Below are 16941 nucleotides of genomic sequence, written 5' to 3' on the forward strand. Positions count from 1 at the left end.
GAAAAAGTTTTTTTTCAGTTTGAAAACCAGACTTTCTTTCTCGCTCCCTTGCTACTACAAGGTAAGATACTCAAAAGAATTTTCAGCTCTCCTTACTCTGCTTCAGCATGTCAACTTAACCGCTCTCCCTCTCGAAAGCGGATGCAAAGGTACAGACTTTTTTCATTTCTGCAATAGTTTAAACGACTTTTTTTCAAAAAAAATATCACTTTTGGCGTAATATACTGTAAATCAAAGAAAAAGAGTTCAATAATAATTTAGTAATCTTGAAAGCTATATCAAATAGTAAAATTTATACACATAATAATATTTAGTAAATTATATACAGGCATATATTATTTATGGCATAAAACTTCGCTTTTCGAAGCGTGCGCACGTTCGATTTAAAATGGGCGCACATTCAATCCAAAACGTACGCACATTTTGCCTAAGACGAAAGGTCATTTTTTTAAACGTATGAAACAAGAAAAAAAGCGAAACTACATCGCTGCAGTTTCGCTTCTACTAAATACATATAAAACCAAAACAGATTGTAATTAATGCCATGAAAATTGGCAGGACATGGCATGTTTATATATATTTCTCAATACGTTGCATAGCCTCTATACAGTCCTCGCGTTTTCCGAATGCAGTAAGTCGAAGAAAACCTTCGCCCGAAGGACCGAAACCTACACCCGGAGTACCAACTAAATGTGCTTTCTCCAACAGAGTATCGAAGAATTTCCATGAATCATAACCTTCAGGAGTCTTTAGCCACAGATATGGCGAATTTACTCCTCCATAAACCTTCATTCCGGATTTCATCAAACCTTCGCGCATTATATGTGCATTTTCCAGATAATAGTCGATATTCGCTTTTACTTGTTCCTTACCTTCGGGAGAATATATTGCCTCGGCAGCACGCTGTGTGATATAACTTGTACCATTAAATTTTGTACACTGGCGCCTCAACCATAATTTATTGAGCTGAACTTTCGCACCCCCAGCAGCTGTAGCAACAAGTTCATCAGGAATTACAGTATAGCCACAACGTACTCCTGTAAATCCGGCTGTTTTAGAGAAACTTCTGAATTCTATGGCACAATGTCTGGCCCCATCTATCTCATATATTGAATGCGGAATGTTCTCCTCGCGTATAAATGCCTCGTATGCAGCATCGAAGAATATTATAGAATCATTTGCCAGAGCATAGTCAACCCATTTCTTCAACTCATCTCTGGTAAGTGTCGTACCAGTAGGATTATTGGGATAGCACAAATATATTATGTCTGCTCGCTCCATCGGCAATGAAGGGACAAAATTATTCTCCTCATTACAAGGCATATATGTAATGTTGCTCCAGCATCCGTCACTAGCCAACTCTCCTGCCCTACCAGCCATAACATTGCTGTCTATATATACAGGATAAATAGGATCGGTAACAGCTATCTTATTCTCACGACTGAAAATATCGCCTATATTTCCAGTATCACTCTTTGCTCCATCATTTATGAAAACTTCATGAGCTGAAAGTTTTATTCCACGTGATTCGAAATCATTTTTTATAATTGCCTCTATCAGAAAATCATACCCTTGTTCAGGACCATATCCGTGAAATGATGCAGATGAAGACAACTCATCTGCAGCACGGTGCATAGCCTTGATACAAGCTTCTGGAAGCGGACGTGTAACATCACCTATTCCTAGTCTGATAAGGTCGATGCCCGGATTTGCCGCCTTGAAGCTGTTCACTTTCTTTGCTATGTCCGAGAAAAGATAACTGCCAGGCAGTTTCAGAAAATTATCGTTAATTTGCGCCATTATATTTAATTTGTTAGATGTTAGAAGAGAGTTGTTGGTTGTTAGACCTAAAAACTTAAATAGCTATCTCTCCATCAAAAACTTTTACAGCAGGACCTGTCATATATACATGCCCGTCTGCTTCATTCCATTTAATCTTAAGTGTGCCACCATCCATTATCACCGATGATTCCCTGCCACACTTGCCGATATATGATGCCGCCACAGCTGTAGCACAGGCCCCTGTACCGCATGCCATGGTTATACCAGAACCTCGTTCCCATACTCTCATACGAATGCTTCTATCCTGATAAACCTGTGCGAACTCAACATTTACACGATTAGGGAACAACGGATGTTTCTCAAGCGCCGGTCCTACGGTATTGATGTCCACCTCTGATATATTATTTACAAATATCACCAAATGAGGATTACCCATTGATACAGAAATTCCTTCCGTATATCCATAACCGTCGCCTAACTGAACCTTTCCCAAAACATTAGGAGCACCCATATCGACAGTTACAGCATCCACATGATTATCATTTGTCAAATGAAGTTTCAGAATTTTTATTCCGGAAAGGGTTTCCAGTGTTACTTCGGTCTTTGCCGTCAGTCCCTCCTCATAAAGATATTTGCCTATACAACGGCTTGCATTACCGCACATCATTGCTTCCGAGCCATCGGCATTGAATATACGCATGCTGAAATCAGCAATTTGCGACGCTCCTATAAGTACAAGTCCGTCGCTGCCTATTCCGGTGTGATACTTACTCCACTCCACAGCCAGCTCTTCAGGGTCATCTATAGGATATTGGATAGTGTTGACATAGATATAGTCATTACCGGCACCATGCATTTTTGTAAATCTGATATTCATCTTTTTAGTTGTTAGTTGTTGGGAAAAGAGTTGTTGGTTGTCAGTTGTTTAAACTAAAAACAAACGACTAATACCTCAATAAGCCGATTCATGTACTCCTGCCACAGCACGTCCGCTAGGATCGTTCATTCCTTTGAACGATGCATCCCAAGCCAAAGCTTCGGCCGTAGAGCAGGCTACACTAGGAACACTAGGAACCGATCTGGCAGCCGATTCACTAGGAAAATGTTCTTCGAATATGCTGCGATAATAATATTCTTCTTTGTTCTGAGGCGGATTGATAGGGAACCGATCTGCTGCATGTACCATCTGCTCATCTGTAACTGCCGCAGAAGTCACCGCTTTCAGAGTATCAATCCATGAATAGCCTACACCATCGGAGAACTGCTCCTTCTGTCGCCATGCCACTTCCTTAGGGAGAAGTGAGGAGAATGCATCACGCACAACCTTCTTCTCTATCTCCTTGCCGGGACACATCTTGACAGCCGGATTAAGACGCATAGCCACATCAAGAAACTCCTTATCAAGAAAAGGTACCCTGCCTTCCACGCCCCATGCAGAAAGCGACTTATTGGCACGCAGACAGTCATAAAGATGAAGTTTTGAAAGTTTACGTACTGTCTCTTCATGGAATGCACGTGCATCAGGTGCCTTATGGAAATACAGATAACCTCCAAAAACCTCATCAGCACCTTCACCACTCAACACCATTTTTATACCCATCGACTTGATGACTCTTGCCAAAAGATACATAGGAGTGGATGCACGTACTGTAGTGACATCGTAAGTCTCTATATAATAAATCACATCGCGTATAGCGTCAAGACCTTCCTGGATAGTATAGTTTATTTCGTGATGTACTGTTCCGATGTGTTCTGCCACGAGACGGGCCTTTTCCAGATCGGGCGCTCCCTTAAGCCCTACAGCAAATGAATGAAGCTGCGGCCACCATGCATCCTGTTTTCCATCAGTTTCCACACGTTTGTCGGCAAACAGTTTCGCTACGGCAGAAATAACAGACGAGTCAAGTCCGCCGGAAAGTAATACGCCGTATGGGACATCACTCATAAGCTGTCTCTTCACAGCATCTTCCAAAGCCAAACGTACATCACTCACCTGAGCTTTGTACGCCTCATCATCAGGCATCTCAGTATATCTGTCTTTCACTGCTTCATATTCTGTCCAGTCGCGGTTATACCATCTGTGCATCTTACCTTCACGACTCCAGTAATAATGTCCTGGCAAGAAAGGTTCATATTCATCACACATTCCTTCCAGAGCTTTCAATTCACTCGCACAATATACTTTACCGTCAGCATCATGTCCTATATACAGAGGTATCACTCCTATCGGATCGCGCGCTATAAGGAACTCATCACGTTCTTCATCATAAAGTGCGAAGGCGAATATTCCACTCAGTTTCTCTATAAAATCGACTCCGTACTGACGATAAAGAGCCAGTATTACCTCGCAGTCACTTCCTGTACTGAAATCATACTTTCCTGCAAATTCCGCACGTATATCACGATGATTGTAAATTTCACCGTTCACTGCCAAAATCTGTTTTCTGTCAGGCGAATATAATGGTTGTCCACCACTCTGAGGATCGACTATCGACAGACGCTCGTGTGCCATAATTGCAGAGCCACCGCAATATATCCCGCTCCAATCCGGTCCACGGTGGCGTATGCGTTTCGCCATAGTGAGAGCCTTTTGTCTCAACTCAGGCGATTGCTGTTTTATATTGAAAATACATGCTATACCACACATAGTTGTAATTAAGAATTAAAAATTAATAATTAAAAACGAGTTCAATTAAAAACTTATTCAATTAAGAATTAAAAATGAGTGGATAGCATCTCCACTAATTATTAATTCTTAATTATTAATTTTTAATTAGTCATTATCATCTTATCTATCTCCGCAGCCGCCTTTCGTCCCGCAGCGATACATTTCACCACTAGCGACGGACCTGTAGCGGCATCACCTGCCACAACTGCATTCGCAGGCAATTCAGGAAGCTGAGGTTTCAGGAATCCCATAGCCAACAGGACAAGGTCTGCCTTTATTGTATCTTTCTTGCCTGTAGGTTTCATTACAGGACGTCCGCCATCTGCAGCCGGAATCCATTCTACTTCTTCAACTTCCACTGCTGTCACCTTTCCATTTTTGCCAACAAACTTATTTGAATTCAAGCACCAGCGACGTGTACATCCCTCTTCGTGGCTTGAACTTGTTTTCAGCACAACTGGCCACTGTGGCCAAGGAGTAGCAGGATTATGTCCAACCGGAGGCTTAGGCATAATTTCTATCTGAGTAACACTTAACGCACCCTGACGATGAGATGTTCCTATACAGTCGCTACCCGTATCTCCACCACCAATTACCAGTACATGCTTTCCGCGGGCAGATATCCTGTCTTTCTCTGCGATTTCCTGCCCTGCAAGCACTCTGTTCTGCTGTGCCAGCATCTCCATAGCGAAATGGATACCTGACAGTTCACGTCCCGGTATTGACAAATCCCTAGCCTGTGGAGTACCTGTACATACGGCATACGCATCAAAACCTTCAGATAGTTTCATCAAATCAATTTCTGAATTAGTCTTAAAGATTATACCTTCAGCTTCCATTATCCTGAGACGCCTGTCTATGATATTCTTTCCAAGCTTGAAATTGGGTATTCCATATCGTAAAAGACCTCCAAGCATCTCATCGCGTTCGAACACAGTAACTTCGTATCCACGTTTGTTCAGTTGGTTTGCAGCTGCTAGTCCGGCAGGTCCCGAACCAATCACAGCCACCTTTTTCCCGTTTCTTTCATATTTTTTCGGAGAGATATATCCTTCGCGGAATGCTGCCTCAATAACGGCAGCCTCATCTTCGCGAATAGTTACAGGAGAGTCTATACTGAGCTTCAGTACACACGATTTCTCACACAGAGCAGGACAGATACGACCTGTAAATTCAGGAAAGTCGTTTGTAGCGCTCAATATTTCGTAAGCCTTGCGCCAGTCGCCTTTGCACAATGCATCCTGAAACTCGGGAGGGCGATTTCCCAGCGGGCAAGCCCAATGACAGAATGGTACTCCACAGTCCATGCAACGGCTGGCCTGCAATTTACGTTCGCTAGTGTTGAGTGTCTGTTCCACTTCACTATAATCGGCAACACGTTCGTGAACAGGACGGTAGCCGGCCTCTTGTCGAGGTATATTTAAAAATGCTTTTGGATTTCCCATGTTATTCAATTAAAAATTAAGAATTAATAATGAGCGGATGACATCACTCCTAATTATTAATTGTTCATTATTCATTATTAATAGTCTCTCTGTACCTCCGCAATCTTCTGCTGCAGTTTCTTCATCTGTTCCTCGGCCAGAACACGTTTGTATTCTATAGGAGTAACCTGGATGAATTCATCTATATGATTCTGCCATTCATCAAGCAAGGTGCGGGCCAGTTTCGAACCGGTAAATCTCCAATGACGTTCGATAAGTTCCATCAACTCCTTACGTGATGCAGAGTCCTCAAGCAGATTAAGCTCCACCATCTCCATATTACAGAAATAGTCGAAACGATGTTCAGGATCCCACACGTAAGCTATACCGCCACTCATACCGGCAGCAAAGTTTCTTCCGGTATCGCCAAGCACTACCACACGTCCGCCTGTCATGTACTCACAGCAGTGGTCGCCAACTCCTTCAACAACGGCTATTGCACCTGAGTTTCTCACTGCAAATCTCTCTCCTACACGTCCGTTAATATAAACTTCACCTTTAGTGGCACCATACATCAGAGTATTGCCTGCAATAGTATTCTTAGATGCGTCGAACAGTGAACCTGACGGAGGCAACAGACAGATACGTCCACCGCTAAGACCTTTTCCAACATAGTCGTTAGCCTCGCCTTCCAGACGGAATGTCACTCCCGAAGTCAGGAACGCACCGAAACTCTGTCCTGCCGAACCTTTAAACTTCACGTTAATAGTACCGTCAGGCAAACCTGCATGACCGTATCTTCTTGCAACCTCACCTGATAGCATGGCACCTGCCGAACGGTCTGTATTGGAAATAGTATATTCAAGCTCAACAGGCTTCTTATTATCCAAAGCTTCTTTCGCCGCCGAAATCATAGCCCTATCCTTTATACCCAATAAGTCAAGAGGCTTGTCGGCTGTATGATGAATGTCAGCACTGCTCTCTACTTTATGTAAAATTCTTCCGAAATCCAGACCTGACATTTTTCCTTTACTGTCCGAAGAATCAACTTGAATAAGGTCTGTACGTCCTACTATATCCTCAAGTTTTGTAAATCCCATTTCTGCCAGATATTCTCTTACTTCTTCTGCCAGGAAACGGAAATAATTGACAACATATTTATAATGTCCACGGAAATGCTGACGCAATTTCTCATCCTGAGTAGCTACTCCGACAGGGCACAGATTGGTATGACATTTTCTCATCATAACACATCCCAACACTATCAGTACAGAAGTTCCAAAAGCAAATTCCTCAGCTCCCAGCAAAGCCATACTTATAATGTCACGTCCTGTTTTCAGCTGTCCGTCAGTCTGCAGACGTACCTGTCCTCTAAGCCCGTTCAGCACAAGCGTCTGCTGAGTTTCGCTCAGACCTATCTCAGGCGGAATACCGGCATATCTCATTGACGAAGCAGGAGAAGCACCTGTACCACCTTCGGCTCCTGAAATCACAATCAGGTCGGCCTTAGCCTTTGCCACACCTGCCGCAATGGTACCTACACCACTTTCAGCCACCAGCTTAACGCTTATAGCAGCTCGCGGATTGACGTTCTTCAAGTCGAAAATCAACTGCGCAAGGTCTTCTATAGAATATATATCGTGATGAGGTGGAGGAGAAATAAGCGATATTCCAGGAATAGAATGACGTGTACGGGCAATTACTTCATCAACTTTAAATCCCGGCAGTTGTCCACCTTCTCCCGGTTTTGCTCCCTGTGCCACCTTTATCTGGATTTCCTCGGCATTGACCAAATACTCAGTTGTCACTCCGAAACGTCCAGAAGCTATTTGCTTGGTCTTGCTGCACAGACTGATATCTCCGTCTTCGGCATGATAAATTTCAGAGAATCGGTTGCTGTCTTCACCACCTTCACCGGTATTGCTTCTTGCTCCAAGACTGTTCATTGCCAATGCAAGAGCCTCATGAGCCTCCTTGCTGATTGCGCCAAACGACATTGCGCCAGTAACAAAATGTTTCACTATATCTTCTACTGGCTCCACCTGGTCTATACTGATAGGATTCCTGCGGAAACCGAAAAAGTCGCGAAGGAAAATAGGATTTTCCTTTTTATCTGCTTTAGCTGTAAATTCCTTGAACTTTTTATAACTGCCTGTACGTGTAGCAAGCTGAAGCAAACTTATAGTATCGGGGTTCCATGCGTGCTGTTCACCATCTTTTCTGTAAGAGAAAAGACCGATATGATCAAGCAATGCTCCTGCCTCATCTTCAGATATAGCAACACCCGAACGATGGAACCTGAGGTAATCATGAGCTATATCGCCGATACCAGCTCCGCCTATTGTTGACACCTCGGTACCGAAATATCTTCTCATTATCTCTGCATTCAAGCCAACAGCCTCAAATAATTTAGCTCCTCGGTATGAACGTATCGTGCTGATACCCATCTTGCTCATAACCTTATACAATCCCTTGCAGAGAGCTTTAATATAATTCTTTTCAGCTGTAGCGTAATCAAGCTGTACATCACCTTTCTTCACCAGTCCGTCTATCACCGCAAAAGCCATATACGGACAGATTGCACTCGCTCCATATCCCAAAAGCAATGCAGCATGCATAACTTCGCGCGCTTCACCACTTTCAACTATCAACGCTGTCTGCACACGTTTCTGTACTGAAATCAGATGATGATGAACTGCGCTTACGGCAATAAGTGAAGGCACAGGTGCATATTCAGCATCTACATCCCTGTCTGAAAGCACTATATAGTTTGCACCGGCGTCAACAGCCTCTTCCGCACTCTTACACAGATTCTCTATAGCCAGGCGAAGTCCTTCCTCGCCATCCGAAGCCTTGAATACCATTTTCAACTTAACAGTACTGAATCCCTTGTATCTGATATTGCAGAGAATGTCAAGCTGTGTATTAGTAAGCACAGGATGCGGCAGACGCACCATCTTGCAATGTCCTGCGCTCGGACTGAGAATATTGCTTCCTACGGCACCGATATACTCTGTGAGCGACATAACCAACTCTTCGCGTATAGGATCAATAGCCGGATTAGTAACCTGCGCAAACTGCTGGCGGAAATAATTGAACACCGACTGAGGTTTTTCACTCAATACCGCCAAAGGAGTATCGTTACCCATTGACGCTGTAGGTTCCGCACCTGCGGCACACATAGGAGTAAGAGTACGCTCAATATCTTCGCGGGTATATCCGAAGATACGAAGTCTTCTTCCTGCATCCTTCACAGAATTTTCCACCTTACGTCCACTACGCAAAGTATCAAGCTCTATTCTGTTGGCAGCCAGCCATTCTGTGTAAGGTAAAGCCGATGCCAGATCTTCTTTAACTTCTTTATCGTAATATATTTTACCTTCCTGTGTATCTATCAATAATATCTTGCCAGGCTGCAGTCTTCCTTTAGCTTCTATTTCATCAGGATTGAAACTTATTGTACCTGTCTCACTGGCAACTACCATAGTTCCATTCTTGGTAACCAGCCATCTGGCAGGACGCAAGCCGTTTCTGTCAAGCATTCCTCCGGCATATCTTCCGTCGCTGAAAAGCAATGCGGCAGGACCGTCCCACGGTTCCATCAATATGGAATGATATTCATAGAAGTCTTTAAGTTTCTGGCTGATAGGGTTTTTCTCGTTTATAGACTCAGGTACCATCATGGCAAGCGCATGAGGCAGACTAAGACCTGACATAACGAAAAATTCAAGTACATTATCCATTGAGGCACTATCGCTCATGCCAGGCTGTATAATAGGACGTATTTGAGAAATATCGCCAAGTCTTTCTGACGACAAAACACTTTCTCTGGCTTCCATCCAGGCACGGTTACCACGAATTGTGTTTATCTCGCCGTTATGGGCCATCATACGGAAAGGCTGTGCCAGACTCCATGTAGGAAATGTATTCGTACTGAAACGCGAATGCACCAAAGCCAATGCACTGGTAAAGTATGGCTGCGTAAGGTCTGCATAATATTCACGAAGTTGTGTAGAAGTAAGCATTCCCTTATACACCATATTCTTACTGGAAAGTGACACTATATAGAAGTCTTTGTGTTGTATTCTATTCTCTATCTTTTTCCTGATGATATACAGTTTTTTCTCAAGCTCTGCCTCGTCAGCCCCGGCTGTAACAAAAATCTGCTTTACATCAGGCTCTGTAGCTTGCGCGTCCTTACCTAATATATCCGAGTTTACCGGCACTGTGCGTACATGCATCAACGTCATCCCTTCACGCTCTATTTCTTCTATCATCACGCTCATGATATCCTGCTGTGAGGCTTTATCCTTAGGCATAAACACCAATCCTGTTCCATATTTACCTTTTTCAGGAACCGGAATACCTTGTAGAAGAATAAATTCATGCGGTATCTGAATCATGATACCTGCACCATCACCTGTTTTACTGTCTGCTCCTTCTGCTCCACGGTGCTTCATGTTTTCCAACACCTTCAGGGCAGAGTCGATCAATTCATGCGACTTTGCGCCATGCAGGTTGACTATCATTCCTACACCACAGGCGTCATGCTCATTTGACGGACTATATAATCCCTGAAGAGCATTTTCTCTGATAAAATGATTCTCTTTCATTGCGTTTTGGTTTCTTTACGTACTAAATTCCCGTTTATATGTATTATTTTGCACTACAAAAGTAGATATTTATGTGTTTTGTGATTACTTTCATATACAATTTCTTAAAAAAAAGATAGTAACGACTCTAAAATGCTTACAAAACGCTTGTCCAATAAGCGCTATAAAAATAAAACTGTAATCAAAATATGATATTTTTGTTTTGATTTATAAGTTTAAGTCTAAAAAAATCAAATTATATATATTATAAAACATATTCTTTAAGCAGGAAATACTTATTTTTGTATTGAATGAAAACAAGTAAATAAATATGTGTGGAATCGTAGGATACATCGGTAAGCGTCAGGCATGGCCTGTGCTTGTGGAAGGTCTCCGAAAATTGGAGTATAGGGGATACGACAGTGCCGGAGTGGCACTTATAAATACTCCGGGAGACCTGAAAGTTTATAAATCAGTAGGAAAAGTTGCAGACTTGGAACAAACCGTAACAGGTAAAGACACATCAGCGTCAATGGGTATTGCACATACACGTTGGGCAACACATGGAGAACCTAGTACGGTAAATTCTCACCCTCATACTTCTATGAGTGGTCGTCTGGCTTTAGTACACAACGGGATTATCGAAAATTATGCTCTCCTAAAACAGAAACTTATAGATAAAGGATATGTCTTCAAAAGCAGTACTGACACGGAAGTATTGGTACAACTTATCGATTATATCCAGACAGAAGGAAATCTGGATCTTCTGACATCTGTTCAGTTGGCATTAAAAGAGGTAATTGGAGCATATGCCATAGCCGTAATAGACAGAAATCATCCTGAAACAATCATTGCAGCAAGAAAGAGCAGTCCTCTGGTGGTAGGTATTGGCGAAGATGAATACTTCCTTGCATCGGATGCCACCCCTATAGTGGAATATACTAATAAGGTGATATATCTGTCAGACGGAGAAATAGCAGTACTAAGAAATGGTGAACCGATCAAGATTGTTGATTTGGACAATGTGGAATGCTCGCACGAGGCACAAACCATAGCATTAAATATCGGACAGTTACAAAAAGGCGGATATCCTCATTTCATGATAAAGGAAATATTCGACCAGCCTGAATGTATAGCCGACTGCATGCGTGGTCGTCTTAACCCGGAAACTATGTCAATATTGCTCTCGGCGGTAAAAGAACATAGGGAAAAGTTCATAAAAGCACGACGCTTCATTATCGTGGCATGCGGAACATCATGGCATGCAGGACTTATAGGGAAACAACTCATTGAAACAATGTGTCGCATACCTGTAGAAGTGGAATACGCTTCGGAGTTCCGCTATCGTAACCCTGTAATTTCGCCGGACGATGTAGTAATGGCTATTTCACAAAGTGGCGAAACGGCAGACACACTTGCAGCGATTGAACTTGCCCATAGCAGCGGAGCATTTGTTTATGGAATATGCAACGTAGTAGGTTCATCCATTGCACGTGCAACCGACTCCGGTTCTTATATACACGTTGGACCAGAAATCGGTGTGGCATCGACAAAAGCATTTACCGGTCAGGTTACTGTACTTCTGATGTTTGCCCTGTCACTGGCACAGGAAATGGAAACAATATCAACCGATGAATACAAAGAAATAGTATCATCACTCAATGACATACCTGAAAAAATGCGTCAGGTTCTAAAACAGAATGACTACATTGCCAGTCTGTCAAGAATGTTTACATACGCACGTAATTTCATTTATCTGGGACGAGGATATTCATTCCCGATAGCACTGGAAGGAGCCCTGAAACTAAAAGAGATATCATATATACATGCCGAAGGTTATCCGGCAGCAGAAATGAAGCATGGACCGATTGCACTGATTGATGCCGAAATGCCGGTAGTGGTCATCGCAACAAATTCACCACTCTACGACAAGGTTCTGAGTAACATTCAGGAGATAAAGGCACGTGGCGGAAGAGTGGTAGCTATTGTTACAGAAGGTGACACGGTAATCAGCTCACTTGCCGATTTCAGCATACCGGTACCTGCAGTTCCTGAGTGTCTGGACGCTCTGGTAACATCCATTCCGCTACAACTGATGGCATACCATATAGCAGTATGCAGAGGACTGGATGTTGACCGTCCACGAAACCTTGCAAAATCAGTGACCGTGGAATAATCCACCGTCACCTTAGTCTTGTAAGGGCAATCTTGATGACTTTCTGCACAGGCGCATCCGGTTCTTCATGAAGAATCTGTCCGACAACCTTCTGCGACGGTGCCTGTGCAAATCCCAACATAGTCAAAGCAGCAACTGCCTCTTCATATATTTCATTATTGGCAGCAGATATAGGTGTAGGAACATTTCCGGTGCTTTCTACACCTATATTTTGTATCTTGTCCTTCAGTTCCACTATTATACGCTGTGCAGTCTTCAGTCCGATACCTTTGACCATCTTCAGCAATTTCTCATTGCCTGAACTTATCACATTACATAATTCAGACGGACTTAAAGCAGAGAGAATCATTCTGGCTGTATTACCACCAATTCCCGACACTGTTATCAGCATAAGAAAAAGCTCCCTTTCCTGTTTTGTCGCAAAGCCATACAGTACATACGCATCTTCCCTTATAGCCTCGTATATATATAGTTTTACATCCCCCTTCCCTTGTATAGCAGAAAATGTATTCAGAGAAATATTCACACCATATCCAACTCCGTTACAATCGACTACCGCCATGGTAGGTGTAACATCAGCAAGTTTTCCTTTTATATATTCAATCATATTTAAGTTATAAATTATAAGTTAACGACAAAAATAAGCATAACAAAGTTATAAATTGTAAGTTACGTCCGAAATATTTCAAAAAACGTTCTCCTTTTTCTCTTTAGAACAATTCTAATTTTTTATTTTTGCATCGTCAAAAATACAGGATACATTTCTTGTAACAAAATGAATAAGAACAAATAATTAAACACCAATAAAATTATGAAAAAGATTAGAGCTGCCGTAGTAGGTTACGGAAACATTGGAAAGTTTACAATCGAAGCACTTGAAGCTGCTTCTGATTTTGAAATCGCAGGTGTGGTTCGCCGTAATGGTGACGCAAACAAACCAGCAGAACTTGCACCATATAAAGTAGTGAAAGACATCAAAGAACTTGAAAACGTTGACGTAGCAATTCTTGCAACTCCTACACGCAGCGTAGAGCAATACGCAAAAGAAATCCTTGCATTGGGAATCAATACAGTTGACAGTTTCGATATACACACACAGATCACATCATTACGCCGCACATTGAACGAAACAGCTAAGGCACACAATGCTGTTTCAATCATTGCTGCAGGATGGGATCCGGGAAGCGACTCTGTAGTACGTACACTTCTTGAAGCAATCGCTCCAAAAGGTATCACATATACTAACTTCGGTCCGGGCCGCAGCATGGGACACTCTGTTGCAGTACGCGCCATCGCAGGTGTTAAGGATGCATTGTCAATGACAATCCCTGTAGGTACAGGAATCCACCGCCGTATGGTGTATGTAGAACTTGAAGAAGGTGCAGACTTCAAGACTGTTGAAGCAGCAATCAAGTCGGATGCATATTTCGTAAACGACGAGACTCACGTTATTCAGGTTCCTTGTGTTGACGACCTCAACGATGTTGGTCATGGTGTAAACCTTGTACGCAAAGGTGTTTCCGGTAAGACACACAATCAGTTGTTCGAATTCGACATGAAGATCAACAACCCAGCTCTTACTGCTCAGGTATTGGTTTGCGTGGCACGTGCTTCTATGCGTCAGCAGCCAGGATGTTACACAATGATCGAAGTTCCTGTAATCGACCTTCTTGAAGGCGACCGCGAAGAACTTATCGCTCATCTGGTATAATCATCAGACTATTTATCAATCTTTCCATAAAATCTCTTTCCCTATTCATTTTGGGAGAGAGATTTTTTTATTTCCTTTGCATATATAATTCAAAAAACTCAAAAGTATGATTTTAGGAAGCATCGTTTGGGACGTAGATCCCATACTTCTTCGCCTTGGTTCTATAGAAATCAGGTGGTATGGACTAATGTGGGGCTTGGGATTTATCCTGGCATACGAAATGGGCTCACGCCTGTTCAAGAAAGAAGGTCACCCTGACGACTGGGCAGACAAACTATTTGTTTATTGTATAGTGAGCGCCGTTGTAGGAGCACGTTTGGGACATTGCTTGTTCTACGAATGGGATTATTATGGCTCACACCCATTAGAGATACTTAAAATATGGAAAGGCGGACTAGCCAGTCACGGAGGAGTATTCGCATTGATACTTGCCCTGATATGGTATTCCAAAAAGGTTACACACAAAAGCGTATGGTGGTTATTCGACCGCCTGATACCTGCAGTGGCAGTAGTATGTGCATGTATCCGTTTCGGAAATCTGATGAACTCCGAGATATTCGGCTATCCTACCGACCTCCCATGGGGATTTGAGTTTGTACGTTCACGTGAATGGCAGGAACTTTACAACCAGAATGGAGTGGCAAAGGCATGTCATCCTACACAGATATACGAAATGCTGTACTGTGCGGTAGCTTTTATATTCTCATGGCTGGCATACCACAAATTCGGCCTTCAAAAACGAATCGGACTTATCACCGGAATTTCACTTCTGATATTCTTCGGAGCGCGTCTCGGACTTGAATTCATCAAGAATCCTCAAGTGGCAGAAGAAGTAGGCATGACGCTCAATATAGGCCAATGGCTCAGTGTACCACTTATTCTGCTCGGTATATATCTGATTTTTACAAGCGGAAAGCGTAAAGAAGCATTCTGAGAAACTGAATAAAAAGAACAGGAACCAATCTTTTTGATGGAAGGATTGGTTCCTATTTTTTATTTCTCCATTTTCATACAAATATGTTCTGAATATTATTGTAAAATCTCATTCCTCTATAAAATAAAAAACATTCATATCTCTTACCTGTAACTACTACCGGCTGCGACATGAGCCGAAAACCCCGTTTCCCCTTTTGTGTTTCCCTCTATTTGCACTATCTTTGCAAAAATTTTAATCAATAAATCAATCAATTATGACAAATGAAACAACAGGAGCAGACTTAAAATCTGCAACTGAACAGGACAGCAAGAAACTGTTCATCGAGACTTACGGATGCCAGATGAATGTGGCAGACAGTGAAGTAATAGCATCCATCATGCAGATGGCAGGCTACTCTCCATGCGAAACCCTTGAGGAAGCTGATGCAGTGTTTATGAACACGTGTTCTATCAGAGACAATGCGGAACAGAAAATTCTGAACCGTCTGGAATTCTTCCATTCTCTGAGAAAGAAAAGGAAAAACCTGATAGTAGGTGTATTGGGCTGTATGGCAGAACGTGTGAAAGAAGACCTGATAGAAAACCATCATGTTGACCTCGTGGCAGGTCCTGATGCATACCTGACTCTGCCGGAACTTATAGCATCGGTAGAAGCAGGAGAGAAGGCTATCAATGTAGAGCTGTCAACTACAGAGACCTATCGCGACGTAATTCCTTCGCGTATCTGTGGCAATCACATCTCAGGATTTGTGTCAATCATGCGTGGTTGTAACAACTTCTGCCATTACTGTATCGTTCCTTATACAAGAGGTCGCGAAAGAAGCCGCGACGTGGAAAGTATCCTGAACGAGGTTCACGATCTTGAAAAGAAAGGCTACAAGGAAGTAACCCTACTAGGACAGAACGTAAATTCATACCGTTTCGAAAAAGACGGAGAAACAGTGACATTCCCTATGCTACTGCGTATTGTGGCGGAAGCTGTGCCTGGAATGAGAGTACGTTTCACAACATCACATCCTAAAGATATGAGCGATGAGACACTCCATGTCATAGCAGAGGTGCCAAACGTATGCAAGCATATTCACTTGCCAGTACAGAGCGGAAGTTCACGCATACTGAAACTGATGAACAGAAAATATACACGCGAATGGTATCTTGAGAGAGTTGATGCTATACGCTGCATCATTCCTGACTGCGGACTCAGCACAGACATATTCTCAGGATTCCACAGCGAAACGGAAGAAGATCATCAGATGTCACTGTCGCTTATGCGCGAATGTGCATACGACTCTGCATTTATGTTCAAGTATTCCGAAAGACCTGGTACATACGCATCAAAACACCTTCCTGATGATGTGCCAGAAGAGATAAAAATCAGACGTCTGAACGAAATGATTGAATTGCAAAACCAGCTTTCTGCCGAGAGCAACGCTAAAGATGTAGGAAAGACATTCGAGGTTCTTGCAGAAGGCGTATCAAAACGCTCAAAAGAACAATTGTTCGGTCGTACAGAACAGAATAAAGTCGTAGTATTCAACAGAGGTTCACACCGTATAGGTGACTTTGTAAAAGTAAAGATTGCAGAATCAAGCTCAGCTACCCTGAAGGGTGTTGAAGTTACTGAATAAAAAAAGAGGGTGTGTCAAAATTCA

10 protein-coding genes are annotated in these 16941 nt (G+C 42.6%); 4 read left to right on the plus strand and 6 right to left on the minus strand.

Annotated elements, in window-relative coordinates; genetic code table 11:
• Positions 1-570: 570 nt before the first annotated feature.
• The 5 genes from NW213_RS13410 to gltB all read right to left on the minus strand — a co-directional run bounded on the left by NW213_RS13410 (position 571) and on the right by gltB (position 10487).
• The gene (locus NW213_RS13410) at positions 571-1800 is read right to left on the minus strand and encodes an LL-diaminopimelate aminotransferase (protein WP_258323082.1); all 1230 of its coding nucleotides are present in this window, start codon (positions 1798-1800) and stop codon (positions 571-573) included.
• A gap of 55 nt (positions 1801-1855) precedes the next feature.
• Positions 1856-2659, minus strand: a complete 804-nt coding sequence (dapF, locus tag NW213_RS13415) for a diaminopimelate epimerase (RefSeq protein WP_154045069.1) — start codon at positions 2657-2659, stop codon at positions 1856-1858.
• Positions 2660-2734: 75 nt separating this feature from the next.
• On the minus strand, positions 2735-4429 hold the full coding sequence (asnB, locus tag NW213_RS13420) for an asparagine synthase B (RefSeq protein ID WP_258323083.1): 1695 nt from the start codon (positions 4427-4429) through the stop codon (positions 2735-2737).
• A gap of 122 nt (positions 4430-4551) precedes the next feature.
• Positions 4552-5895 carry a glutamate synthase subunit beta gene (locus NW213_RS13425; protein WP_258323084.1) on the minus strand — a complete coding sequence of 448 codons (1344 nt, stop codon included), beginning with the start codon at positions 5893-5895 and terminating at the stop codon, positions 4552-4554.
• Positions 5896-5972: 77 nt separating this feature from the next.
• Positions 5973-10487: a glutamate synthase large subunit gene (gene gltB / locus NW213_RS13430; protein ID WP_258323085.1), complete on the minus strand. Its 4515-nt coding sequence runs from the start codon at positions 10485-10487 to the stop codon at positions 5973-5975.
• Between the two features lie 310 nt (positions 10488-10797).
• Here gltB and glmS point away from each other — a divergent pair, with 310 nt between their 5' ends.
• Complete coding sequence (gene glmS / locus NW213_RS13435) at positions 10798-12642, plus strand: glutamine--fructose-6-phosphate transaminase (isomerizing) (RefSeq protein ID WP_258323086.1); 1845 nt, start codon at positions 10798-10800, stop codon at positions 12640-12642.
• Between the two features lie 7 nt (positions 12643-12649).
• Here the strand turns inward: glmS and ruvA are convergent, their stop codons facing one another.
• Positions 12650-13249: a Holliday junction branch migration protein RuvA gene (gene ruvA / locus NW213_RS13440; protein WP_154045064.1), complete on the minus strand. Its 600-nt coding sequence runs from the start codon at positions 13247-13249 to the stop codon at positions 12650-12652.
• 204 nt (positions 13250-13453) lie between these two features.
• Between ruvA and NW213_RS13445 the strand changes: the two genes are divergently transcribed.
• From NW213_RS13445 to miaB, 3 genes are all read left to right on the plus strand, one after another.
• Entirely contained in the window at positions 13454-14353 is a 900-nt protein-coding gene (locus tag NW213_RS13445; protein ID WP_235340514.1) for a diaminopimelate dehydrogenase, read from the plus strand.
• A 109-nt stretch (positions 14354-14462) separates the two neighbouring features.
• The gene (gene lgt, locus NW213_RS13450; RefSeq protein ID WP_204394393.1) at positions 14463-15287 is read left to right on the plus strand and encodes a prolipoprotein diacylglyceryl transferase; all 825 of its coding nucleotides are present in this window, start codon (positions 14463-14465) and stop codon (positions 15285-15287) included.
• Between the two features lie 256 nt (positions 15288-15543).
• Positions 15544-16917: a tRNA (N6-isopentenyl adenosine(37)-C2)-methylthiotransferase MiaB gene (gene miaB, locus NW213_RS13455; protein ID WP_258323087.1), complete on the plus strand. Its 1374-nt coding sequence runs from the start codon at positions 15544-15546 to the stop codon at positions 16915-16917.
• Positions 16918-16941: the final 24 nt, after the last annotated feature.

It is taken from the genome of Bacteroides sp. ET336 (assembly GCF_024733815.1).
Classification (GTDB): Bacteria; Bacteroidota; Bacteroidia; order Bacteroidales; family Bacteroidaceae; genus Phocaeicola; species Phocaeicola cellulolyticus.